This window comes from Hydrogenophaga sp. R2, assembly GCF_049843595.1.
Taxonomy (GTDB): domain Bacteria; phylum Pseudomonadota; class Gammaproteobacteria; order Burkholderiales; family Burkholderiaceae_C; genus Hydrogenophaga.
In genome coordinates, this window is the sequence record NZ_JBBHZN010000001.1 from 280,984 (window position 1) to 304,062 (window position 23,079).

Sequence of the window (23,079 nt, forward strand, 5' to 3'; positions counted from 1 at the left end):
GGCGGGTCTCAGGCCGCTTGTTGTTCGAATGTGCGCAGGTAGTCCACCAGCGCCTGCACGCCCTCCAGGGGCATGGCGTTGTACAGGCTGGCGCGCATGCCGCCGACCGACTTGTGGCCCTTGAGCTGCAGCAGGCCACGCGCCTGCGCGCCGGCCAGGAAGGCATCGTTGCGCGATTCGTCGCGCAGGAAGAAGGGAATGTTCATGCGCGAACGCGCGGCCGGATCGACCCGGTTCACATACAGCTGCGAGGCGTCGATGAAGTCGTACAGCAGCTTGGCCTTGGCGATGTTGCGCTGCTCCATGGCCGCCACGCCACCCTGGCGCTTGAGCCACTGGAAAGTGAGACCGGCCATGTAGATGCTGTAGGTCGGCGGCGTGTTGTACATGGAGCGGTTGTCGGCCACCGTGCGGTAGTTGAACGCACTGGGGCAGATGTCCAGCGCGTGGCCGAGCAGGTCGTCGCGCACCACCACCAGCGTCAGGCCGGCCGGGCCCAGGTTCTTCTGGGCACCGCCGAAGGCCAGGCCCACCCGGCTCCAGTCCACCGGGCGCGAGGCCACGTGGGACGAGAAGTCGATCACCAGCGGCGCGTCGCAGCCCAGGGCCTTGAGGTCGGGCAGCTCATGGAATTCGACGCCATGGATGGTCTCGTTGCTGCACAGGTGCACATAGCGGGCGTCGGCACGCAGCTGCCAGGTCGAGGGTGCCGGGATGGAGGTGTGGCCGTCGGACTCGTTGCTGGCCGCCGCGCGGGCGTCGGCGTAGCGCTTCGCTTCCTTCAGGGACTTCTGGCTCCAGCTGCCGGTGACCACCACGTCCACCGCGCCGCCGCGCGAGAGGTTCAGCGGCACGATGGCGTTCTCGGCCAGACCGCCGCCCTGCATGAACAGGATGTGGTGGCTCTCGGGCACCGCCAGCAGTTCACGCAGATCGGCCTCGGCCTGCTCGCAGATCGACATGAAGGCCTTGCCGCGATGGCTCATCTCCATCACGCCCATGCCGGTGCCCTGCCAGTCGAGCATCTCGCGCGCGGCCTGCGCCAGCACCTCTTCGGGCATGACGGCCGGGCCGGCCGAGAAGTTGAAGGGCCGGGCCATCACGCGGTGCCGTCAGGGGTGTCGGTGGCGTCGGGCGCGTCGGCTTCCTCGGTCACGTCGGGCGCATTGGCGTCGTTCTCCACGATGCGCTGCATGCCCGAGAGCACCGAGCCTTCGTCCAGCGAGATCAGGGTGACGCCCTGGGTGGCGCGGCCCATCTCGCGGATCTCGGAGACGCGGGTGCGCACCAGCACGCCCTTGTCGGTGATCAGCATGATCTCGTCGTCGGCATGCACCAGCGTGGCGGCCACCACCTTGCCGTTGCGCTCGCTCTGCTGGATGGCGATCATGCCCTTGGTGCCCCTGCCGTGGCGGGTGTACTCGCCGATGGGGGTGCGCTTGCCGTAGCCGTTGACGGTGGCGGTCAGCACGCTCTGCTGCTCGTCCTCGGCCACCAGCATGGCGATCACGCTCTGGCCGTCTTCCAGCGACATGCCGCGCACGCCGCGCGCATTGCGGCCCATGGGGCGCACATCGTTCTCGTCGAAGCGCACCGCCTTGCCGCCGTCGGAGAACAGCATCACGTCGTGCTGGCCGTCGGTGAGTGCGGCGCCGATCAGGAAATCGCCCTCATCGAGGTCGACAGCGATGATGCCGGCCTTGCGCGGGTTGCTGAACTCGTCCAGCGCCGTCTTCTTGACCGTGCCCATGGACGTGGCCATGAACACATAGCGGTCGGACGGGAAGGTGCGGGCTTCGCCGGTGAGCGGCAGCACCACGTTGATCTTCTCGCCGTCCTGCAGCGGGAACATGTTGACGATGGGGCGGCCGCGCGAACCCCGCGAGCCGGCCGGCACCTCCCACACCTTGAGCCAGTACAGGCGGCCCCGGTTGGAGAAGCACAGGATGTAGTCGTGCGTGTTGGCGATGAAGAGCTGGTCGATCCAGTCGTCTTCCTTGGTGGCGGTGGCCTGCTTGCCGCGCCCGCCACGCTTCTGCGCCCGGTACTCCGACAGCGGCTGGCTCTTGATGTAGCCGCTGTGGCTGAGCGTGACCACCATGTCGGTGGGCGTGATCAGGTCTTCGGTGGCCAGGTCCTGGGCGTTGTGCTCGATCTCGCTGCGTCGGGCGCCCAGCTTTGTCTGACCGAATTCCTGCTTCACCGCGCTCAGCTCGTCACCGATGATGGTGGACACGCGCTCGGGACGGGCCAGGATGTCGAGCAGGTCGTCGATCTCGGCCATCACGTCCTTGTACTCGGCCACGATCTTGTCCTGCTCCAGGCCGGTCAGGCGCTGCAGGCGCATCTGCAGGATTTCCTGGGCCTGCGTCTCGGACAGTCGGTACAGGCCGTCGCCCTGCATGCCGAATTCGCGTTCCAGGCCCTCGGGGCGGTAGTCGTCGGCGTTCACCGTGCCGCCGTCGGCCTTGGCGCGGGTGAGCATCTCGCGCACCAGCTGGCTGTCCCAGCTGCGGGTCATCAGCTCGGCCTTGGCCACCGGCGGGGTGGGGCTCTCGCGGATGATGCGGATGAACTCGTCGATGTTGGCCAGCGCGACCGCCAGGCCTTCCAGCACATGGCCGCGTTCGCGGGCCTTGCGCAGGTTGAACACCGTGCGGCGGGTCACCACCTCGCGGCGGTGCTCCAGGAACACCTGGATCAGGTCCTTCAGGTTGCACAGGCGGGGCTGGCCGTCCACCAGCGCCACCATGTTGATGCCGAAGGTGTCCTGCAGCTGGGTCTGCTTGTAGAGGTTGTTGAGCACCACCTCGGGCACTTCGCCGCGCTTGAGCTCGATCACCAGGCGCATGCCCGACTTGTCGGATTCGTCCTGGATGTGGCTGATGCCTTCGATCTTCTTCTCGTGCACCAGCTCGGCAATGCGCTCCTGCAGGGTCTTCTTGTTCACCTGGTAGGGCAGCTCGTCCACGATGATGGCCTGGCGCTGGCCGCGGTCGATGTCCTCGAAATGGCACTTGGCGCGCATGACCACGCGGCCTCGGCCGGTGCGGTAACCGTCCTTCACGCCCGAGATGCCGTAGATGATGCCGGCGGTGGGGAAGTCGGGCGCCGGGATGATTTCCATCAGCTCGTCGATGGAGGCTTCCGGGTTCTTCAGCAGGTGCAGGCAGGCGTCGACCACCTCGTTGAGGTTGTGCGGCGGGATGTTGGTGGCCATGCCCACCGCAATGCCGGCCGAACCGTTGACCAGCAGGTTGGGCAGGCGGCTGGGCAGCACCAGCGGCTCTTTTTCGGAGCCGTCGTAGTTGGGGCCGAAATTGACGGTTTCCTTGTCGATGTCGGCCAGCATCTCGTGGGCGATCTTCGACAGGCGGATTTCGGTGTAGCGCATGGCGGCGGCGTTGTCGCCGTCCACCGAGCCGAAGTTGCCCTGGCCGTCCACCAGCATGTGCCGCAGCGAGAAGTCCTGCGCCATGCGCACGATGGTGTCGTACACCGCCGAGTCGCCGTGCGGGTGGTATTTGCCGATCACGTCGCCCACGATACGGGCCGACTTCTTGTAGGGCCGGTTCCAGTCGTTGTTGAGCTCGTGCATGGCGTACAGCACGCGCCGGTGCACCGGCTTGAGGCCGTCCCGCGCATCGGGCAGGGCCCGGCCCACGATCACGCTCATCGCGTAATCCAGGTAACTGCGCCGCATTTCCTCTTCAAGACTGATGGGCAGGGTCTCTTTGGCGAACTGGGACATGGGCGGTCAGTCTCTCGGAGGTTGAAGGCAATCGGCGATTTTAAGGGTCGCGTCCGGACCGGCTTTCCGCTTGTGCCTGTTGCATCAGGACAACGATGCCGCCGTCTCTCATGGGTGCCGGAAGCCGGCTTTCCCGCTGTCACGACCGCTCAGGGTTAGCCCGATGCCGCTTGTGGCACAATCTTTTGAGCGTTCGGGCAACCGTCCGTCCGAAACGTCCATTACGTCATCGCAGTCCGTCTGCGGCTTACCAAGAGGAAAACCATGAAAAAACTCAACAAAGTGGCAATGCTGATCGCAACCGCCGCCATGGCAACGGCCGCTGGCGCTCAGACCGTCGACAACTGGCGCAACGGCACCGGCGAACTGGTCTGGAAGAACGGCACCAACGAACTCTGCTGGCGCGATGCCAACTGGACCCCCGCCACCGCCGCCCAGGGCTGCGACGGCGCCATCGTCCCGGCCGCCGCCCCGGCTGCTGCTCCGGCACCGGCTCCCGCCGCTGCACCGAAGCCGGCTGCTGCCGCTCCGGCACCCGCTCCGGCCGCCACCAAGGTGACCTACGCTGCCGACGCCTTCTTTGATTTCGACAAGGCTGTCCTGAAGCCCGAAGGCAAGGCCAAGCTGGACGATCTGGCCAGCAAGGTCGGCGGCATCAACCTGGAAGTCGTGATCGCTGTGGGTCACACCGACTCCACCGGCGCTGCCAAGTACAACCAGTCCCTGTCGGTTCGCCGCGCTGAAGCCGTCAAGGCCTACCTGGTGAGCAAGGGCATCGAAAGCAACCGCATCTACACCGAAGGCAAGGGCCTGACCCAGCCGGTGGCCGACAACGCCACCCGCGAAGGCCGCGCCAAGAACCGTCGCGTGGAAGTCGAAGTGGTCGGCACCCGCAAGAACTGATCGACCCTCGGTCTGATCAAGAAAACCGCGCTACGGCGCGGTTTTTTTATGCCCCTGCCGATAATCCACCCATGACCACCCACACCAATGCCGACCCGGCCGAACTGGCCAAATTCTCCGAACTGGCCCACCGCTGGTGGGACCCCGAGAGCGAGTTCCGTCCCCTGCACCAGATCAACCCGCTGCGGCTGGGCTGGATCGATGCCCTGGTGGGGCTGTCCGGCAAGCGCGTGCTCGATGTGGGCTGTGGTGGCGGCATCCTGGCCGATGCCATGGCCCGCCAGGGAGCCGACGTGCTGGGCATCGACCTGTCGGTCAAGGCGCTGAAGGTGGCCCAGCTGCATGCCCTGGAGGCGTCGACCCCGCGCGTGGAATACCGCGAGATCAGCACCGAAGACCTGGCGGCCGAGCAGCCGGGCGCTTTCGATGTGGTGACCTGCATGGAGATGCTGGAGCATGTGCCGGACCCGGCGTCCATCGTCCAGGCCTGTTCGACGCTGGTGAAGCCGGGCGGCTGGGTGTTCTTCTCCACCCTCAACCGCAACCTCAAGTCGTTCCTGTTCGCCATCGTGGGCGCTGAATACGTGCTCAACCTGCTGCCCAAGGGCACGCACGAGTACGCCAAGTTCATCCGGCCCAGCGAGCTGGCCGGCTACGCCCGCCAGGCCGGACTGGACCTGCAGCACACCAAGGGCATGGAGTACAACCCGCTGACCCGGCGCTACTGGCTCAGCGAAGACACCAGCGTGAACTACCTGTTCGCCACCCGCAAGGCATGACGGGGCTGGCCGATGTGCAGGCGGTGCTGTTCGACCTGGACGGCACCCTGATCGACAGCGCGCCGGATCTCGGCGGGGCAGCCGACGAGATGCGCCTGCGCCGCGGCTGGGCCTCGCTGCCCATGGACGCCTACCGGCCCCATGCCGGATCGGGTGCGCGGGGCATGCTGCGGGTGGCCTTCGACGTGACGCCCGAACACGCCGACTACGAGGTCCTGCGCGAGGAGTTCTATGGCGCCTACGAGGCCCGCCTGACCCGCCACACCCGTCCCTTTGACGAAGTGCCGGCCCTCATCGACGCGCTGGAGCGCCACGGGCTGGCCTGGGGCGTGGTCACCAACAAGGCGCACCGCTTTGCCGACCCGCTGGTGGCGGCCCTGCCGCTGCTGGCTCGCGCCGCCACCGTGGTGTGCGGCGACACCACCCCGCACGCCAAGCCCCACCCCGAGCCCTTGTTCGAGGCCGCCCGGCGCCTGGGCCTGGAGCCGCAGCGCTGCATCTACGTGGGCGATGACGAGCGCGACATGCTGGCCGGCCGCAGCGCCGGCATGCGCACCATTGCGGCCGGCTACGGCTACCTCGGCCCGCAGGCCACGGTGGAGCACTGGCCGGCCGATGGCCACATTCTTTCTCCGCTGCAGCTCTTGAAATGGCTGGGTCTGCCTTAAACTGTTGAGTCCTGGGGCTGCACCGGTTTCGACGTGGGTTCGGACACGCAGCAGGGCATGTCGAGGTTCTGTCACCTCGTTAATCAGCAGAAAAAAACCAACTGCAAACGACGAACGTTTCGCACTCGCCGCTTAAACACCGGTGAGCTTCACAACAGCAGGCCGATGGGCTGGGCAAGGGTGTCGCAAGACATCCAGGCTGTGAGGTAATTTTCATCGGCTGGACCTGCATCGGGCACCTTGATGCAGGTCGAGATCCAAGGGGGCTGGTCGATTCCTCAGCGTGCCGCTGCGCGGTGGAACCGGCGAGATCAAACCAGACGGCTACACATGTAGAACTGCGCGAAGAAGGCTTGCGGACGGGGGTTCGAATCCCCCCAGCTCCACCAATCACCCGAAATCCCGACCCTCACCCGGTCGGGATTTTTTTCGTCCTTGCGCCCCGGCTCTTTCCCTCTCAACTCGTAGGGATATTGACCGATATACCCCTCAGGAACAACGGACGGAAGAGGGTTTTCTCATGCAGAACTGGCTTGGCAATCTGCGCCTGGCGCGCAAATTCCTCCTGATCGGCGTGATTGCGCTGGTCATGACTGCGTTGCCCACGGCGATGGCCGTGAGGGCCGATCTGACGGTCTGGCGAGCGGCCAACGGCGAGACCCGTGGCATCCCGGCAGCCGGCGCGGCCCTGAAGCTGCTGCAAGTCACGCAGCAGCACCGGGGACTGTCGGCCAACTTCCTGGGGGGCAACGAGTCGGTCAAGGACGCCCGCTCGCAGCGCCAGTCCGATGTGGATGCCGCTTTCGCACGACTGGCCGATGCCCTGGGCGCCCTGGAAGCCCCGGAGCTGGCTGCCCGCAACCGCGAGCTCGTCGAGCAATGGAAAGCCCTGGCCGCCGATGTGTCGGCCAAGGCGGTGCCGGGTCCGCAGAGCTTTGCGCGGCACACCGCGCTGATCGCCGGCCAGCTGGCGCTGATCGAGGAGATCAACGACGCCTCGGGCATGAGCCTGGATCCGAATGCCCACACCTATTTCCTGATCCAGTCGGTGCTGGTGCACATGCCCCGCCTGACCGAGTCGCTGGGGCAGGCGCGTGCCCAGGGCTCGCTGGTGCTGACGCGGGGTGAGCTGGGTGCCGACCAGCGCTCCAACCTGTCCGCGCTGGCGAACATCTCCCGCTCGCACATGGCACAGGCGCGGCGCAGCCTGGACAAGGCACTCGCAGCCGACCCTGTGCTGGGTGCGGCCGTCGGCGTCAAGGCCGGCGCAGCCTGGACCGCGGCCGATGCCGCTGTGGGCCTGGTCGACAAGGAGATCCTGAAAGCCGAACAGTTGTCCATGGCGCCCAATGCGTTCTTTGCCGCCACCACGGCGCAGATCGATGCCCAGTTCGCGCTGATCGAAGAGGCCTTCAAGGTGCTGGCCAAGGAACTCGACGACGAGGCGGCCGGTGCCATGCGAAGGCTGGTGCAGCTGAGCCTGGGCATCGGTCTGATGGTGCTGCTGGGCACGCTCCTGATGCTGGCGATTGCGCGCCAGACCACCCGCGCCATCGCGAAGGCCGTGACCGTGGCCGAGACGGTGGCCGCCGGCGACCTGACCTCGCAGATCGAGATCCGCAGCACCGACGAGACCGGGCAGCTGCTGACCGCGTTGAAGACCATGAACCAGAGTCTGGTGACCATGGTGTCGTCGGTTCGACAGAGCAGCGAGACCATTGCCACCGGCAGTGCGCAGATCGCCACCGGCAATGCCGATCTCTCCTCCCGCACCGAAATGCAGGCCAGCAACCTGGAACAGACCGCCGCCAGCATGGAGGAGCTCACCTCGACCGTGCAGCAGAACGCCGAGACCTCGCGCGAGGCCGCGCGCATCGCCCGCGAGGCCAAGCTGGCCGCCGAGGAGGGCGGTCAGGTGGTCGGCCGCGTGGTGCAGACCATGCAGGGCATCAACGACAGCAGCCGCCGCATCAGCGACATCATCGGTGTGATCGATGGCATCGCGTTTCAGACCAACATCCTGGCGCTCAATGCAGCGGTGGAAGCGGCCCGGGCCGGTGAGCAAGGGCGGGGTTTTGCGGTGGTGGCCGGCGAGGTGCGCAACCTGGCCCAGCGCAGTGCCGAAGCCGCCAAGGAGATCAAGGGCCTCATCGGCGAGAGCGTCGAGCGGGTGGAGTCGGGCACCGGGCTGGTGGCCCAGGCCGGCCAGAGCGTGGGGCAGATCGTCGAGCAGGTGGCCCGCGTGTCCCAGCTCATCGAAGGCATCACCCTGGCCAGCCAGGAGCAGGCCGACGGCATCGGCCAGGTGGGTCACGCCGTGGCCCAGCTTGACCAGGTCACCCAGCAGAATGCCGCGCTGGTGGAGGAGGGCGCTGCCGCCGCCGACAGCCTGCGCAACCAGTCGCAACAGCTGGCCGATCTGGTGGGTGCGTTCCGGCTGCACCGCTGACCAGGCACCGCAGCGCAGGGCCTACCATCCGGCCCATGAGTTCTCAATACGAATGCCTGCGCCCCGCTTCGCTGTACCGCGATGTGTTCGGCGTGGATGCGCCCACAGACCCCACCCTGGGCCCGCAGGTCTGGCCCCGCCGCCCCGGCGTCTTCATCCGCAACGCACCGGAAACGACGGCGGCTGGAAACGGCATCGGGCGCGAGCTGGTGGTAGGGCAGTTCGGCCTGGTGCCGCCCTGGGTGAAGTCCGCCTCCGACGCCAAGCTGCGCTCCACCAAGCTGGTCAACGCCTTTGCCGACACCGCCAGCACCTCGAACAATTTCCGCGCTGCCTGGCTGGGTGCACAGCGCTGCATCGTGCCCATGATGGCCTTTCAGGTGGACGACTGGCGCAACGGCAAGGCCCTGCCCACCCGCGTGGCCCGGGTGGACGGACAAGCCATGGGCGTTGCCGGCCTGTGGGAGCGCTGGGCCGGTGCAGACGGCGATGTCATCGTCAGCTTCTGCCTGCTCACGGTCAACGCCAACAGCCACGCCCTCATGCGCCGCTACGGCCCGCCCGGCAGCGAGAAACGCATGCCGGCCATACTGAACGAAGGCGCCTACGGCGCCTGGCTGAATGCGGCCCAGCCGGAGAAGGCGCGCGAGTTCATGCGGGCGTACCCGGCCGAGGGGTTGACGGCGAATCCGATCGAGAAGAAGCGGGCGGGAGGCTGAGAGGCTGGGCCGCCGCGTTGTCCCGACCAGCCCAGCTTGTCCTGATCGACGTTCCGTGATCACATTCCCATGCCCACCACCCCAGGAGTCAGCACCTTGAGCAATACCGCACGACCCGTGGCAGTCCTGGCCACCGACATGGCGCCGCGCACGGTGGCATCCAACTACCCTGAGCCATTTGCCTCGCGCATGAACGGTCGCACCAAGCGCGCTTTGGGTGCGGTGTTTGGTCTGGGTAATTTCGGTGTGAATCTGACCGAGCTGGCACCCGGCGCTGTGTCGTCACTGCGCCATGCACACACCGCTCAGGATGAGTTCATCTATGTGCTGCGAGGGCATCCGGTCTTGCGCACGGACGTTGGTGAGACGTTGCTCGCACCCGGCATGTGCGCCGGCTTTCAGGCGGGCTCCGGTAACGCCCACCAGCTGGTCAACCCGGGCAACGAGCCGGTGGTCTACCTCGAAATCGGTGATCGAAGCCCCGGCGATACCGTCAGCTACCCGGACGACGATCTGGTGGCCGTGTTGTCCGAAGGACGTTGGCTCTTCGCACACAAAGACGGCCGGCCCTACTGACCTCTCCAGGAGGCAGAGCGTGCCCGGGTTGCCTTTGATATCGCCGGCATGACCGCGTCCGCAACCTGGAGCATCGCACCATGCTCCATGCCGGCACGTGTTCTTCGCTGGTGTCGGGTGCCAATACGGCGCACATCCGATGGGTGTGGCTCGGATACCGGTGATCGAACGTGAGGGGTCGGTCTGATCTCAGTTTTTATGCATGGGGGCCCTGGCAACCGTTGAAAACCATCTCTTCAGCGCTCAGGCGTCTGCGGCCCAAGCTCTACCCACACTTCATCGACTTCACTCCCCCGGTATCTCCGGCTCCACCAGCCGCGCCAGCAACTCCAGCGACTGCTGCCAGCCCAGCATGCAGCCGTCCGGGGGCAGGGCATCGGGCAGGTTGGCTTGTTCGATGTTCAGTTCGGTGCCGCTGCCCACGGCCTTGAACAGGGTGGTGGTCACCAGTTCGCCGGGCAGGTGCGGGCTGTCGAAGCGGTCGGTGGCCACGATCTTTTCATTCGGCACCAGCTCCCTGAACTCGCCGCCAAAGCTGTGGGTCTGGCCGGCGCTGAAGTTGGTGAACGACATGCGGAAGCGGCCGCCGGGCCGGGCGTCCATCTCGTGCACCGTGGCGGTGAAGCCGTCGGGGGCGTTCCACTTGGCCAGGGCAGCCGGGTCGATGAAGGCGCGGAACACCCGCTCGGGCGGGGCGCGCAGCACGCGCTGGAAACGCAGGGTGTAGGGCATGTTGCTCTCCTCGGTTGAAAGCCGTCACAGCGGCCGCAGGCGGTATTCGTGCAGCCGGCTCACCGGCCAGCGTTCCGGGCGTCCGCGCAGGCTCAGGCTGAGTTTGCCGTTGTCGCCGCGCACGGCATCCAGGATGGCGCTGGCGCGCACCACGGTGCCCCGGTGCACCTGCCAGAACTCGGCGGGGTCCAGCCGGGGCAGCAGTTCCTTCAGCGGCGTGCGCAGCAGCAGTTCGGCGTCGGCCGTGAGCACGCGCACGTATTTGTCGGCGGCCTCGAATACCAGCACCTGCTCGACGGGCACCACCCGCACGGTCGCCCCCACGCTGGCGGTGACGAGGCGCAGGGGTTCGGTCGGTATGGATGCGTTGCCGGGCAGCGTGGGACTGGCAGGTTCCAGCAGCTGGTGCAGCCGGCCCAGCAAGGCCTGCAGCCGCTGTTCGTCGCTCGTGGGCTGGGTGGTGGTCGCGGGTCGGTCCAGGTGCTGGCGGATGCGCTCCAGCGTGCGTTCCAGCCGCTCGGGCCGCACCGGCTTGAGCAGGTAGTCGATGGCCTGAGTCTCGAAGGCCTGCACCGCGTACTGGTCGTACGCGGTCACGAACACCAGAGCGGGGAAGGGCAGGCCTGCGGGCCAGTGTTCGGCGATCTCGGCAGCCGCTTCCAGGCCGCTCTGGCCGGGCATGCGGATGTCCAGAAACAGCACCTGCGGCCGTGCCTGCAGCGCCACCTGCACTGCGCTGTGGCCATCGGCCACCACCGGCAGCAGCGTCAGGGCCGGCCAGCTGCGCTGCAGCTCGGCGCACAGCGCCTGCGCCAGCAGGGGCTCGTCTTCGGCAATCAGGGCGGTGGGTCTCATGCGGTGTCGGTGAACAAGGGCAGGCGCAAGGTGACGCGGGTGCCTTCGCCGGGGCGGCTGTGCCACTGGCAGTGTGCCGCAGTACCGTGGGCGCTGGCCAGCCGCTCGCGCACCTGGGCCAGGCCGAAGCCGCTGCCATCGCTCGCGCTGTCAGGCGCTTTGTCGCAGCCGATGCCGTTGTCCAGCACCTCCAGCTGCAGCGTGCCGTCGACCTCGCGGGCCGACACGGCCACATGGCCGCCGGCCACCGAAGGCTCCAGCCCGTGGCGGATGGCGTTCTCCACCAGGGGCTGCAGCAGCAGCGCGGGCACCGGGTGGTGCTGCAGGGCCGCAGGCAGGTCCAGCGAATGGGTCAGTCGCGGGCCCATGCGCACGGCCATGAGCGCCAGGTAGTCGGCCAGGCGGTCGAACTCGGCCGCCAGGGTGTGGTGGCCCGGGCCGCTGCGGCTGGCCTGCAGTGTGGCCCGCAGGAAACCGTCGAGCCGGTCCAGCATGGCCAGGGCACGCGGCGGGTCGGTGGCGATCAGGGCGCGCAGGTTGGCCAGCGTGTTGAACAGCATGTGCGGCTCCAGCTGCGATTCGAGCAATCGCAGCCGCGCCTCGGTGGCCTGGCGCTCCGCCGCCTCCGAGGCCTGGCGGGCCAGGGTGAGTTGCTCGCGGCTGGTGAACACATAGGTGGTGATGCCGGCGGCCACGAGTGACACCACCATGATCTGCAGCGTGCTGGTGGGCAGCCCGTGCAGGCCCAGCAGCACCGGGCGACTCAGCAGGGCGTTGGCCAGCAGGCAGCCGGCGCTGTAGCCGCCCACCACGCCGGCCATCACCAGCAGTGCCATGCGCCAGCCCATGAGCCGCCCCTGCGGATGAAACACGAAGCGCCCACCGTCGATGCACAGCCAGATCAGCAGGCCGATGCACTGCGAGTACACCCAGTTCACCCACAGGCCCTCGCGGCCCGGCAGCGCCAGGAACAGCGCGACCACCGTGTTCACCACCAGGGTGAACAGCAGCCGCCGGGCGATGCGGCGGGCGTCGGGTCGCGGGCGGTCGGCGTCGGGCAGATGGGTGGCCATGCGGCAGTATGGTGCGAAACCGTCGGTGCCCGGCTCAGGCCAGCAGCGAGCGCACCCATTGCCCCAGCAGCCGCCCCGGCAGCAGGGTGAAGGCGCCGGCCACCAGGCAGGCCCCGATGTAGAGCTGCAGCATGGTCTGGCGGTGGGCCTGCAGCCGGCCCTGCAGCATGTGGCGCATGGCCACCACCAGCATCACCAGCACGAAGGGCACCAGCAGGTGGATCGGCCCGAAGCCGGCGATGTGGGGCAGCCGCGCCGCCGGGATGAACAGGGCCGACAGAGCGGTGACCACCATCACCGTGACCCAGGCATACCCGGCGCCCCGGTGCAGGCGGGTGCGCACATGGCCGCTGCGGCGGGACCACAGGGCCAGCGGGCCGATGACCACCGCCGCCAGCGCGGCGGCGGTGTGGATGGCAACGAAGGGTGTGAACGACATGGCAGGACCTCCTGGAAATGGGGGTACTGTCGCGACCGGGCCGGCGCCTGCCCAGCGGGATGCGACGGGACGACCGGGGCCGGGAGCGAAACGACACGGGCCGTCGCCAGACGCAGCCGTTGCCGGCGCGCAGGCACAATGCCGCCCACCATGATGGCGTTGCAGGACATTCTTTTTTCGCAGGGATTCGGCACCCGCCGGGTCTGTTTCGGGCTGGTGCAGATGGGCCATGTGGCGGTGGGCGAGCCGGGGGCGGTGTGCACCGATCCGCTGCAGCGTTTCGACACCGAGGGCCTTCGGTTCTGGGTGCAGGGGCAGGCCTGGGCGTTTCACGAGCGGGCCTACCTGATGCTGCACAAGCCGGCCGGCTACGAGTGTTCGCACAAGCCGGGTGCCCATCCCGGCGTCTACACCCTGCTGCCCGGCCCGCTGCGCGAGCGGGGGGGCGGTGCGTCGGCAGGGGTGCAGGCCGTGGGCCGGCTCGACCATGACACCACCGGCCTGCTGCTGCTGTCGGACGACGGCAAGTTCATCCACCGCATGACCTCGCCCCGCCACCATGTGCCCAAGGTGTACGAAGTGACCCTCAAGCACGACGGTGACACGGCCCTGGTGGACCGCCTGCTCGCCGGCGTGGTGCTGGACGACGACTCGAAGCCGGTGAAGGCGGCGGCCTGCACGCTGCTGGCACCGACCCATCTGCAGCTCACGCTCACCGAGGGCAAGTACCACCAGGTCAAGCGCATGGTGGCGGCCGCCGGCAACCGGGTGGAGGGGCTGCACCGCTCGCGCATCGGCCGCATCGATCTGCCGGCGGACCTGCAGCCTGGTCAGTGGCGCTGGCTCACGGCCGACGAAGTGGCTTCGCTCATCGCCAAGGCCTGAGCCGGCCCGGCGGCCCCCTCAGAGCAGGTCGCCGCGACGGCTGTCCAGCGGGGCCAGGAAGGAGTTGTCCTGCCACTGCGAGGGCAGGTCGCTGCGGGGCTCGCCGGTCTGGCTGCTGGGCCAGTTGCTCAGCGGTCCGAAGTCGCTGTGGCGGGTGCTGCGCTGGCGGTGGATGGCGGTGCGCAGGTTGTTCTGGGCCGCAATGATGGCGCGCTCTTCCATCTCGCGTTCCCGCATGGCCTGGCTCATGGGCGTCTCGCCCAGGAACTCGCCCCGGATCTCGGCCACCGTGGGCAGGCTGTTGGAGCGCACCACCCAGTAAGGCACATGGCACTGGCTCAGCAGCGAGTGCTTGACCGCCCGCGTGCTGCGCGGGATGCCGGCCGAGCCGGGCACGTCCACACACCCCACCACGCGACCATCGGCCCGGCAGATGGTGAAGGTGCAGTACACGCCGCCCAGCAGCCGGTACCAGTCCATGCCTTCCTGCTTCTCCCGGGGCAGGGTGAAGCGGGTGACCGGCATCTTGATCATGACGTGGTGGTCATAGAAGGCGCGGGCCAGCCAGTGCCACACCCGGGCCTCCTCGCTGTTGACGATGGAGCGCATGGCCAGCGGCCAGTGATCCGGCAGCTTGCGCTTGGCCCGGGCGCTGCGGGCCGTCCAGACCCGCTGCAGCCACGCGCCGACCACCGCCACGACGGGCAGCAGCACGGCGAGCAGCCATGGCGAGGTCCAGGAAAGGGTGTTCATGGGGTGGTGGGCGGTCTATCTGTATCAAAGTGTATTGAGAACCGCCCGTCGCCACCGCAAGCCTGGCCCGACTTGAGCCAAAAAGCATGCAAATGTGTGAATTTTGTTGAAAAACCGGACCCGGGTGACGCTTTACGGGAACGCCGCCAGGAATCCGGTCACCGCCGCCGTGAGCGATTCGGGTTGGTCCTTGTGGGGGCTGTGGCCACAGTCGTCCAGCTCCAGCGTCGCGGCCTGCGGCACGGCCCGCTCGATGGCCCGCAGCTGCTCCAGCGTGCCGTATTCGTCCTGGCGTCCCTGCACCAGCATCAGCGGGGTGGTGATGCGGCTGCATTCGGTGCGGATGTCGAAACGGCGGAAGGCCTCGCTCAGCCACACGTCGTTCCATTGCCGGAAGGCGTTGTCCACATCGGCATGGTGGCGGGCCAGGCGTTCACGCAGGCCCTGGTCGTAGGCGTCGCGGGCCGCGGCGATGGCCTGGATCGCCACGTCTTCCACGAACACATGGGGCGCCATCACCACGGTGGCGGTCACCGCGTGGTGCGCCGCATGCAGCAGGGCGATGGTGGCGCCGTCGGAATGGCCGATCAGCACCGGCCGCTGCACCCCCAGCGCCTGCAGCAGGGCCGGCAGCACATCGAGCGCCTCGCGGTGCATGTAGTCGGGGTCGTGCCGGCCCACATGCCAGAAGCCGGCCATCCGGCCCGGTCCACGCACGTCGGCCACCGGGTCCGACTGGCCGTAGCCCCGGCGCGAATACACCCAGCCGCTGCGGCCGGTGGCCGCGCACAGCTCGGCCGGCCAGGAGCGCCCGCGCTGGCGCCAGAGCGACACGCTGCCCAGGCCTTCGTGCAGGAACACCAGCGGGGCACGGTCGGGCGGTCCGGGAATGTGCTCCACCTCCAGGCCCACCCCATGAATGTCGATGCGTTGCATGCCGCCCATGCTAGGCGCCGGGGTGCCCGCCGCGCTGTCGCCTGCGTTGAAGGGGCGCGTTGTATTCTTGGCGCCATGTCGTTGATGTTCGATGCCTTCTGGCGCGCAGTGGCTTACTGCGTGCACCCCCGTGTGATCGGCCTGTCCATCCTCCCGCTGGTGATGATGGTGGTGCTGTCCTTCGGCCTGGGTTATTTCTTCTGGGAGCCGGCGGTGGCCGGCGTCACCGCCTGGTTCGAGGCCTTCGAGCTGGTGCAGGCCTTCCTGTCGTGGCTGGACCGGGTGGGCCTGGGCACGCTGCGCACCGTGTTTGCCCCGCTGGTGGTGCTGGTGCTGGCCACCCCGGCCATCGTGGTGCTGTGCCTGCTGCTGGTGTCGCTGTTCATGACGCCGGCCATGGTCGACCTGGTGGCCCGCCGCCGCTTCGGTGCCCTGGAGCGCCGCCAGGGGGGCTCGCTGCTGGCCAGCGTGCTGTGGTCCACCGGCTCCACCGCCCTGGCCCTGGTGGCGCTGGTGCTGTCGGTGCCGGCCTGGTTCATTCCGCCGCTGGTGCTGATCCTGCCGCCCCTGATCTGGGGCTGGCTCACCTACCGCGTGTTCACCTACGACGCGCTGTCCGAGCACGCCACCGCCGAAGAGCGCCGCACCCTCATGCGCCGCCACCGCAGTTCGCTGCTGGTCATGGGCGTGCTCAGCGGCTACGTGGGCGCCGCGCCCAGCCTGCTGTGGGCGTCGGGTGCCATGTTCATCGCGCTGGCCCCGCTGCTGGTGCCCATTGCCATCTGGGTCTACACGCTGGTGTTCGCGTTTGCGTCGCTGTGGTTTGCCCACTATTGCCTGGCGGCGCTGGAGCGGCTGCGCCAGGAGCCCATCGTGGCGCCGGTGGAGGTGGTCGATGCCCCCGCTGCCGCCCCCGCGTCCGCGTCCGAACCGCCCCCCCTGCCGCCCCCGCTCTGACCGTTTCCCCTTTCAACCCATGTCTTCTTTCGGCCTGATCATCATTGGCGACGAAATCCTGTCCGGCAAACGCCAGGACAAACACATGACCCAGGTCATCCAGCTGCTGCAGGCGCGTGGCCTGTCGCTGGCCTGGTGCCAGCTGGTGGGCGACGACCGCCAGCGCATCACGGCGGCGCTGGCCCAGGCGTTCCAGAGCGGCGACACCGTGTTCTCGTGCGGCGGCATCGGGGCCACGCCCGACGACCACACCCGCCAGTGCGCCGGCGCTGCACTCGGCCGCGAACTGGAGTTGCACCCGCAGGCGCGCGACCTGATCGAGTCCCGCATGCGCGACATCGCGGCCGAGCAGGGCGTGCCCTTCGATCCCGCCCGGCCCGACAACGTGCACCGCTACAACATGGGCGTGTTCCCCACCGGCGCACGCATCATTCCCAACCCCTACAACAAGATCCCCGGCTTCAGCCTGGACGGCCCCGGCGGCGGCACGGTGCACTTCGTGCCGGGTTTCCCGGTCATGGCCTGGCCCATGATCGAGTGGGTGCTGGACGAGCTGTACCCCCATCTGCACACCACCGATGCCGGGCTGGAGAAGTCGGTGATCGTCATGGGCGCCATGGAGGCCGCACTCACGCCGCTGATGGAGCGCATCGAGGCCGACCATGCGGTCAAGGTGTTCAGCCTGCCCAGCGTGGACCACCCGCAGTGGGGGCGGCACATCGAGCTGGGCGTCAAGGGCGCGGCGGCGGCGGTGGAGGCGGCCTACCTGGCGCTGCAGGCCGGTCTGCGCGAAGCGGGTGCCCATCTGGGCCCCGAAATGGTGCGAAAAGCGGTTGCACCAAATTAAGGCATCCATTTTGCACCAACAAGGTGCATTCACCGGGCCTTGATGCCCCGTTCGCAGCGCCCTGGGGCTGCGGCCCTGGGGGATAATCCCGTGCTGGTGCCTGTGTTGCCCGAACGGTGCACGCCGCCTGATTGACGGTTGCGGTGGCATGAAAGCTGCTATCCCAAGGCCGTACCGATTTTTCCCTTCCAACCCGTACAGGAGCATTTGATGGCCAAGACCGTCGCAGACGTGATGCAGATGGTGAAAGACAACGAAGTCAAGTTCGTTGACTTCCGCTTCACCGACACCCGTGGCAAGGAACAGCACGTGACCGTGCCGATCTCCGCCTTCGGCGAAGACAAGTTCACCTCGGGCCATGCCTTCGACGGTTCGTCCATCGCCGGCTGGAAAGGCATCGAAGCCTCGGACATGCAGCTCATGCCCGACCCGAGCACCGCCAACATCGACCCCTTCTTCGAAGAGACCACCCTGTTCCTGCAGTGCGACGTGGTCGAGCCCAGCGACGGCAAGGCCTACGACCGCGACCCGCGCTCGATCGCCAAGCGCGCCGAGGCCTACCTGAAGGCCTCCGGCCTGGGTGACACCGCCTACTTCGGACCGGAGCCCGAATTCTTCATCTTCGACGGCGTGCGCTGGAGCAACGAGCCCGGCAACGTGATGTTCGCCATCGACGAATACGAAGCCCCCTGGAACAGCGGCAAGCAGCTCGAAGGCGGCAACCGCGGCCACCGTCCCACCACCAAGGGCGGCTACTTCCCGGTGCCCCCGGTCGACAGCACCCAGGACATGCGCGCCGAGATGGTGCTGATCCTCGAATCGCTGGGCATCCCGGTCGAGGTGTTCCACCACGAAGTGGCCGGCGCCGGCCAGAACGAGATCGGCACCAAGTTCTCCACCCTGGTGGAGCGCGCCGACTGGACCCAGGTCCTGAAGTATGTGGTCTGGAACGTGGCCAATGCCTACGGCAAGACCGCCACCTTCATGCCCAAGCCCTACGCCGGCGACAACGGCTCCGGCATGCACGTGCACCAGTCGATCTGGAAAGATGGCAAGAACCTGTTCGCTGGCGACGGCTATGCCGGCCTGAGCGAGTTCGCCCTGTACTACATCGGCGGCATCATCAAGCACGCCCGTGCCCTGAACGCCATCACCAACCCCGGCACCAACAGCTACAAGCGCCTGGTGCCCGGCTTCGAAGCCCCGGTGAAGCTGGCCTACTCGGCCCGCAACCGCTCGGCTTCCATCCGCATCCCGTACGTGGCCAACCCCAAGGGTCGCCGCATCGAGGCCCGTTTCCCGGATCCCTCGGCCAACCCGTACCTGTGCTTCTCGGCCCTGATGATGGCCGGTCTGGACGGCGTGGAGAACAAGATCCACCCGGGCGAGGCCGCCACCAAGGACCTCTACCACCTGCCCCCGGAAGAGGACAAGCTGGTCCCCACCGTCTGCCACAGCCTGGACCAGGCCCTGGAGTACCTGGACAAGGACCGTGCCTTCCTGACCAAGGGCGGCGTGTTCACCGACTCCATGCTGGACGCCTACATCGAACTGAAGATGCAGGAAGTCACCCGCTTCCGCATGGCTCCGCACCCGGTCGAGTACGACATGTACTACTCGCTCTGATCCTCGGGTCGGACAGAAAGGACGGCTTCGGCCGTCCTTTTTTTTGCCTGACGTCCGGCCAGACCTTCCGCTTCGCTGGTGCACAGGGCACTTTGCCCGATCGATTCGGTCATACTGCCCGACCTGACGTCAGACCCCATGGAGCCGCCACCGTGCCTGCCCAGAACCTGTTCCTCTCCCCCGGCCGCCTGGCCAGCCTGACCCTGCTGGGCACCTTCGGCCTGCTGCCCGCCATGGCCCAGGACCGCATCTACCGCTGCGGCAACGAATACACCAACAACGCGGCGGTGGCCAAGTCCCGCAACTGCACCGTGATCGATGGCGGCAACATCACCGTGATCGAAGGCCCCCGCCCGGCCGCCACCCCCAACCGCCCCGCCGGCAGCAGCGGCAGCGGCGCGTCCGAGCGCAGCGGCGGCGAACGCATCGACAGCGCCTCGCAGCGCGCCCGCGACAGCGATGCCCGTGCCATCCTCGAAGGGGAGCTGCGCCGTGCCGAGGCACGTCTGGCCGAAGCCCGCGCGGCCTATGCCAACGGCGAGCCCGAGAAGCAGGGCATCGAAGGCCGCAACCACCAGCGCTACCTGGACCGCGTGGCCGAGCTCAAGGCCGCCGTGACCCGGGCCGAGGCCGATGTGGCCGGCCTGCAGCGTGAGCTGGGTCGCCTGGGCGGCCAGCCGGGCGGACGGTGAGCGCCGCTGCCGCTCCCGGCGCCTCGGGCGTCGCCGGCCGATTCCAGTCGCTGGACCTGCTGGCCACCCTGGTGGCGGTGGTCGACCTGCAGGGCCATGTGCTGTACGCCAATGCAGCGCTGGAGGACGCGCTGGGCATGTCGCGCCGCAGCATCACCGGCGCGCGCATGCAGGACTGCTTCACCGACCCCCTGCTGCTGGACAACGCGCTCTCAGGCGCCCGGGGCAACGAATTCGCGGCCCTGCGTTACGACGCCTTCCTGCGCCGCGCCGCCCACGACCCCTTGCCGGTGCACGTGGTGGTGGCCCAGACCGAGAACTCGACCGAGGTGGTGGTGGAGCTGCTGCCGCTGGAGCAGCAGACCCGCCAGGAGCGGGAGGAGCGGCTGATCGACCAGGCCCAGGCCAACAAGGAGCTCATCCGCAACCTGGCCCACGAGATCAAGAACCCGCTGGGGGGCATCCGCGGCGCAGCCCAGCTGCTGCAGATGGAGCTGGATTCCAAGGAGCTGATCGAATACACCCAGGTCATCATCCACGAGGCCGACCGCCTGCAGTCGCTGGTGGACCGGCTGCTGGCGCCGCACCGCCGCCCGCATGTGGTGGGCGACGTGAACATCCACGAGGTGTGCGAACGGGTGCGCTCGCTGATCCTGGCCGAGTTCCCGCGCGGCCTCAAGGTGGTGCGCGACTACGACATCTCCATCCCCGAGTTCCGCGGCGACCGAGAGCAGCTCATCCAGGCGGTGCTCAACATCGCCCACAACGCGGCGCAGGCCCTGTCCGAACGCATTGCGGCCGGTGATGCACGCATCACCTTCCGCACCCGGGTGGGACGGCAGGTGACTTTCGGCAAGCAGCGCTACCGGCTGGCACTGGAATTGCATGTGATGGACAACGGGCCCGGCGTGCCGGACTCGATCAAGGACCGCATCTTCTTTCCCCTGGTATCGGGGCGCGATGGAGGGTCCGGCCTGGGGCTGACGCTGGCGCAAACCTTCGTGCAGCAACACCATGGCCTGATCGAGTGCGAGAGCACACCGGGACACACGGACTTCAAGATCCTGATCCCGCTGCCCTAGGACACATCACACAAGCGCCCGCAAAGGACCACCGACACATGAAGCCGATCTGGATAGTGGATGACGACCAATCGATCCGCTTCGTGCTCGAAAAAGCGCTGCTGCGCGAGAACCTGCCCACCCGCAGCTTCACCCACCCGCAGGACGTGCTGCGGGCCCTGACCGACACCCCCGACGCCGAGGGACCGCAGATCCTGGTGAGCGACATCCGCATGCCGGGGGGCTCCGGTCTGGAACTGCTGGAGAAGGTCAAGGAGCGTCTGCCGGGCCTGCCGGTGATCATCATGACCGCCTTCTCCGACCTGGACAGCGCCGTCAGCGCCTTCCAGGGTGGTGCCTTCGAATACCTGCCCAAGCCCTTCGACCTGCCCAAGGCCGTGGAGCTGATCCGCCGCGCGGTGGAGGAAAGCCAGCGCGAGGAGGTGGCCGAGGAGCGCATGAGTGCCGTGCCCGAGATGCTGGGCCAGGCGCCCGCCATGCAGGACGTGTTCCGCGCCATCGGCCGGCTCTCGCAGAGCCAGGTCACGGTGCTGATCACCGGCGAGTCGGGCTCCGGCAAGGAACTGGTGGCCCGCGCCCTGCACAAGCATTCGCCGCGCGCCAATGGCCCCTTCGTGGCCATCAACACCGCCGCCATTCCGAAGGACCTGCTGGAAAGCGAGCTGTTCGGCCACGAACGGGGCGCCTTCACCGGTGCCCAGACCATGCGCCGTGGCCGCTTCGAGCAGGCCGACGGCGGCACGCTCTTCCTGGACGAAATCGGCGACATGCCGTTCGATCTGCAGACCCGCTTGCTGCGGGTGCTGTCCGACGGGCACTTCTACCGCGTGGGTGGCCACAGCGCGGTGCGCGCCAATGTGCGCGTGATCGCGGCCACGCACCAGAACCTGGAGCAGCGCGTCAAGGAAGGCGTGTTCCGCGAGGACCTGTTCCACCGCCTCAACGTGATCCGCCTGCGCCTGCCGGCGCTGCGCGAGCGGCGCGAGGACGTGCCCATGCTCACCCGCTTCTTCCTGCAGCAGAGTGCGCGTCAGCTGGGTGTGGAGCCCAAGCGCATTTCCGAGCCGGCGATCAAGCTGCTGGGCAATTTCGACTTTCCCGGCAACGTGCGCCAGCTGGAGAACCTGTGCCACTGGCTCACCGTGATGGCGCCGGCCCAGGTGATCGAGGTCAAGGACCTGCCGCCGGAGGTGCTGGGCAGTGTGGCCACGGCGCAGACCGGCGCCGACGACCCGGTGGGGGCTGCGCTGCCGTCGCCCGTGGCCGGCATCGCCCCGACGGCCGTCGCCGGCACGGCGGCTGCGCCCCTGACCGTTGCGCCGTCGACCCTCAATGGTTCGACGGCCCCGGACGTCGGCGGCATCACCTGGGAGCAGGGCCTGCAGGCCGAGGCCCTGGCGCTGCTGGAGACCGGCCGCACCGACGTGTGGGATGTGCTGACCCGCCGCTTCGAGACCCGCCTGATCCAGACCGCGCTGGCCAACACGCGCGGCCGTCGCATCGAGGCCGCCCACAAGCTGGGCATCGGCCGCAACACCATCACCCGCAAGATCCAGGAACTGGACCTGGAGTGAGCCTCAGCCCAGCGTGAGCACCACCGGCGCGTGGTCGCTGGGCTGGGTGTTCTTGCGCGGGGCGCGGTCGATGGTGCAGGCCGTGGCGCGGGCCTTGAGCGCATCGGTGATCAGGATGTGGTCGATGCGCAGCCCCCGGTTCTTCTGGAAGCCCAGCATGCGGTAGTCCCACCAGCTGAAGCTCTTGGGGGGCTGCTCGAACAGGCGGTGCGCATCGTGCAGGCCCAGGCCGATCAGGGCCTGCAGGTGGGCGCGCTCTTCCGTGGTGCAGTGGATGGTCTCGCGCAGGCCGTCCGGGTCCCACACATCGGCGTCGTCGAAGGTGATGTTGTAGTCGCCCATGAGCACCAGCTGCGGGTGCGCGGCCATCTCGGCCTTCACCCATTCGCGCAGCGCGGTCAGCCAGGCCATCTTGTAGGCGAACTTGTCGCTGCCCGGCGCCTGGCCGTTGGGGAAGTAGGCGCCGATCACCCGCACGCCGTCGATGGTGGCGCACAGCACCCGCGACTGCTCGTCCGGGAAGCCGGGGATGTTCTTCACCACGTCGGCGGCCGGTGCGCGGCTGATCAGGGCCACGCCGTTGTAGGTCTTCTGGCCGAACCACTGGGCCTGGTAACCGGCGTCGGCAAAGGCCTGGGCCGGGAACTTGTCGTCGGTGAGCTTGAGTTCCTGCAGCGCCAGCACGTCCACCGGGTGGGCGGCGAGCCAGTCCAGCACCTGCGGCAGGCGGACGGAGAGGGAGTTGACGTTCCAGGTGGCGAGTTGCATGGGTTCGATTCCTCG

Annotated in this window: 22 protein-coding genes and 1 other RNA gene; 14 read left to right on the top strand and 9 right to left on the bottom strand. The window is 67.9% G+C overall.

Going from position 1 to position 23,079, the window contains the following annotated elements; genetic code table 11:
* Nucleotides 1-8: 8 nt before the first annotated feature.
* Entirely contained in the window at nucleotides 9-1,100 is a 1,092-nt protein-coding gene (gene serC, locus WD026_RS01385) for a 3-phosphoserine/phosphohydroxythreonine transaminase (protein WP_425721873.1), read from the bottom strand.
* Nucleotides 1,100-3,751 (bottom strand): DNA gyrase subunit A, encoded by a 2,652-nt coding sequence (gene gyrA, locus WD026_RS01390; protein ID WP_425721874.1) that lies wholly within the window; start codon nucleotides 3,749-3,751, stop codon nucleotides 1,100-1,102. The genes serC and gyrA overlap by 1 nt, the downstream gene beginning before the upstream one ends.
* A 264-nt stretch (nucleotides 3,752-4,015) precedes the next feature.
* Here gyrA and ompA point away from each other — a divergent pair, with 264 nt between their 5' ends.
* From ompA to WD026_RS01425, 7 genes are all read left to right on the top strand, one after another.
* Nucleotides 4,016-4,654: an outer membrane protein OmpA gene (gene ompA, locus WD026_RS01395; RefSeq protein ID WP_425721875.1), complete on the top strand. Its 639-nt coding sequence runs from the start codon at nucleotides 4,016-4,018 to the stop codon at nucleotides 4,652-4,654.
* A 71-nt stretch (nucleotides 4,655-4,725) separates the two neighbouring features.
* A complete protein-coding gene (ubiG, locus tag WD026_RS01400) occupies nucleotides 4,726-5,433 on the top strand; it encodes a bifunctional 2-polyprenyl-6-hydroxyphenol methylase/3-demethylubiquinol 3-O-methyltransferase UbiG (RefSeq protein ID WP_425721876.1) in 708 nt (235 codons plus the stop codon).
* Nucleotides 5,430-6,101 (top strand): HAD family hydrolase, encoded by a 672-nt coding sequence (locus WD026_RS01405; protein ID WP_425721877.1) that lies wholly within the window; start codon nucleotides 5,430-5,432, stop codon nucleotides 6,099-6,101. The genes ubiG and WD026_RS01405 overlap by 4 nt, the downstream gene beginning before the upstream one ends.
* A 13-nt stretch (nucleotides 6,102-6,114) precedes the next feature.
* Nucleotides 6,115-6,490, top strand: a transfer-messenger RNA (tmRNA) gene (gene ssrA / locus WD026_RS01410).
* A gap of 131 nt (nucleotides 6,491-6,621) precedes the next feature.
* Nucleotides 6,622-8,550 (top strand): methyl-accepting chemotaxis protein, encoded by a 1,929-nt coding sequence (locus WD026_RS01415; RefSeq protein WP_425721878.1) that lies wholly within the window; start codon nucleotides 6,622-6,624, stop codon nucleotides 8,548-8,550.
* Between the two features lie 35 nt (nucleotides 8,551-8,585).
* Nucleotides 8,586-9,269 (top strand): SOS response-associated peptidase, encoded by a 684-nt coding sequence (locus tag WD026_RS01420; protein ID WP_425721879.1) that lies wholly within the window; start codon nucleotides 8,586-8,588, stop codon nucleotides 9,267-9,269.
* Nucleotides 9,270-9,338: 69 nt separating this feature from the next.
* Nucleotides 9,339-9,845 carry a cupin domain-containing protein gene (locus tag WD026_RS01425; RefSeq protein ID WP_425721880.1) on the top strand — a complete coding sequence of 169 codons (507 nt, stop codon included), beginning with the start codon at nucleotides 9,339-9,341 and terminating at the stop codon, nucleotides 9,843-9,845.
* Between the two features lie 285 nt (nucleotides 9,846-10,130).
* Here WD026_RS01425 and WD026_RS01430 read toward each other — a convergent pair whose 3' ends face one another.
* The 4 genes from WD026_RS01430 to WD026_RS01445 are packed head-to-tail and all read right to left on the bottom strand — an operon-like array spanning nucleotide 10,131 to nucleotide 12,944.
* Nucleotides 10,131-10,577, bottom strand: coding sequence for an SRPBCC family protein (locus WD026_RS01430; protein WP_425721881.1), 447 nt, complete (start codon nucleotides 10,575-10,577; stop codon nucleotides 10,131-10,133).
* A 24-nt stretch (nucleotides 10,578-10,601) separates the two neighbouring features.
* Nucleotides 10,602-11,432, bottom strand: coding sequence for a LytR/AlgR family response regulator transcription factor (locus tag WD026_RS01435; RefSeq protein WP_425721882.1), 831 nt, complete (start codon nucleotides 11,430-11,432; stop codon nucleotides 10,602-10,604).
* A complete protein-coding gene (locus WD026_RS01440) occupies nucleotides 11,429-12,505 on the bottom strand; it encodes a sensor histidine kinase (protein ID WP_425721883.1) in 1,077 nt (358 codons plus the stop codon). The genes WD026_RS01435 and WD026_RS01440 overlap by 4 nt, the downstream gene beginning before the upstream one ends.
* Before the next feature lie 34 nt (nucleotides 12,506-12,539).
* Complete coding sequence (locus WD026_RS01445; protein ID WP_425721884.1) at nucleotides 12,540-12,944, bottom strand: DUF2306 domain-containing protein; 405 nt, start codon at nucleotides 12,942-12,944, stop codon at nucleotides 12,540-12,542.
* Between the two features lie 153 nt (nucleotides 12,945-13,097).
* On the opposite strand from WD026_RS01445, the gene WD026_RS01450 reads away from it, so the two are divergent.
* Nucleotides 13,098-13,829 (top strand): 16S rRNA pseudouridine(516) synthase, encoded by a 732-nt coding sequence (locus WD026_RS01450; protein ID WP_425723179.1) that lies wholly within the window; start codon nucleotides 13,098-13,100, stop codon nucleotides 13,827-13,829.
* Nucleotides 13,830-13,847: 18 nt separating this feature from the next.
* Here the strand turns inward: WD026_RS01450 and WD026_RS01455 are convergent, their stop codons facing one another.
* Entirely contained in the window at nucleotides 13,848-14,582 is a 735-nt protein-coding gene (locus tag WD026_RS01455; protein ID WP_425721885.1) for a hypothetical protein, read from the bottom strand.
* Nucleotides 14,583-14,714: 132 nt separating this feature from the next.
* Nucleotides 14,715-15,518, bottom strand: a complete 804-nt coding sequence (locus tag WD026_RS01460) for an alpha/beta fold hydrolase (protein ID WP_425721886.1) — start codon at nucleotides 15,516-15,518, stop codon at nucleotides 14,715-14,717.
* Between the two features lie 75 nt (nucleotides 15,519-15,593).
* Here WD026_RS01460 and WD026_RS01465 point away from each other — a divergent pair, with 75 nt between their 5' ends.
* From WD026_RS01465 to ntrC, 6 genes are all read left to right on the top strand, one after another.
* A complete protein-coding gene (locus WD026_RS01465; RefSeq protein WP_425721887.1) occupies nucleotides 15,594-16,475 on the top strand; it encodes an EI24 domain-containing protein in 882 nt (293 codons plus the stop codon).
* Nucleotides 16,476-16,494: 19 nt separating this feature from the next.
* The gene (locus WD026_RS01470) at nucleotides 16,495-17,322 is read left to right on the top strand and encodes a competence/damage-inducible protein A (RefSeq protein WP_425721888.1); all 828 of its coding nucleotides are present in this window, start codon (nucleotides 16,495-16,497) and stop codon (nucleotides 17,320-17,322) included.
* A gap of 210 nt (nucleotides 17,323-17,532) precedes the next feature.
* A complete protein-coding gene (glnA, locus tag WD026_RS01475; protein ID WP_425721889.1) occupies nucleotides 17,533-18,948 on the top strand; it encodes a type I glutamate--ammonia ligase in 1,416 nt (471 codons plus the stop codon).
* Nucleotides 18,949-19,181: 233 nt separating this feature from the next.
* On the top strand, nucleotides 19,182-19,640 hold the full coding sequence (locus WD026_RS01480) for a hypothetical protein (RefSeq protein ID WP_425723180.1): 459 nt from the start codon (nucleotides 19,182-19,184) through the stop codon (nucleotides 19,638-19,640).
* On the top strand, nucleotides 19,637-20,722 hold the full coding sequence (gene glnL, locus WD026_RS01485; protein WP_425721890.1) for a nitrogen regulation protein NR(II): 1,086 nt from the start codon (nucleotides 19,637-19,639) through the stop codon (nucleotides 20,720-20,722). The genes WD026_RS01480 and glnL overlap by 4 nt, the downstream gene beginning before the upstream one ends.
* A gap of 38 nt (nucleotides 20,723-20,760) precedes the next feature.
* Nucleotides 20,761-22,296, top strand: a complete 1,536-nt coding sequence (gene ntrC, locus WD026_RS01490; protein ID WP_425721891.1) for a nitrogen regulation protein NR(I) — start codon at nucleotides 20,761-20,763, stop codon at nucleotides 22,294-22,296.
* A 3-nt stretch (nucleotides 22,297-22,299) separates the two neighbouring features.
* Here ntrC and xth read toward each other — a convergent pair whose 3' ends face one another.
* Nucleotides 22,300-23,064, bottom strand: coding sequence for an exodeoxyribonuclease III (xth, locus tag WD026_RS01495; RefSeq protein ID WP_425721892.1), 765 nt, complete (start codon nucleotides 23,062-23,064; stop codon nucleotides 22,300-22,302).
* Nucleotides 23,065-23,079 lie beyond the last annotated feature (15 nt).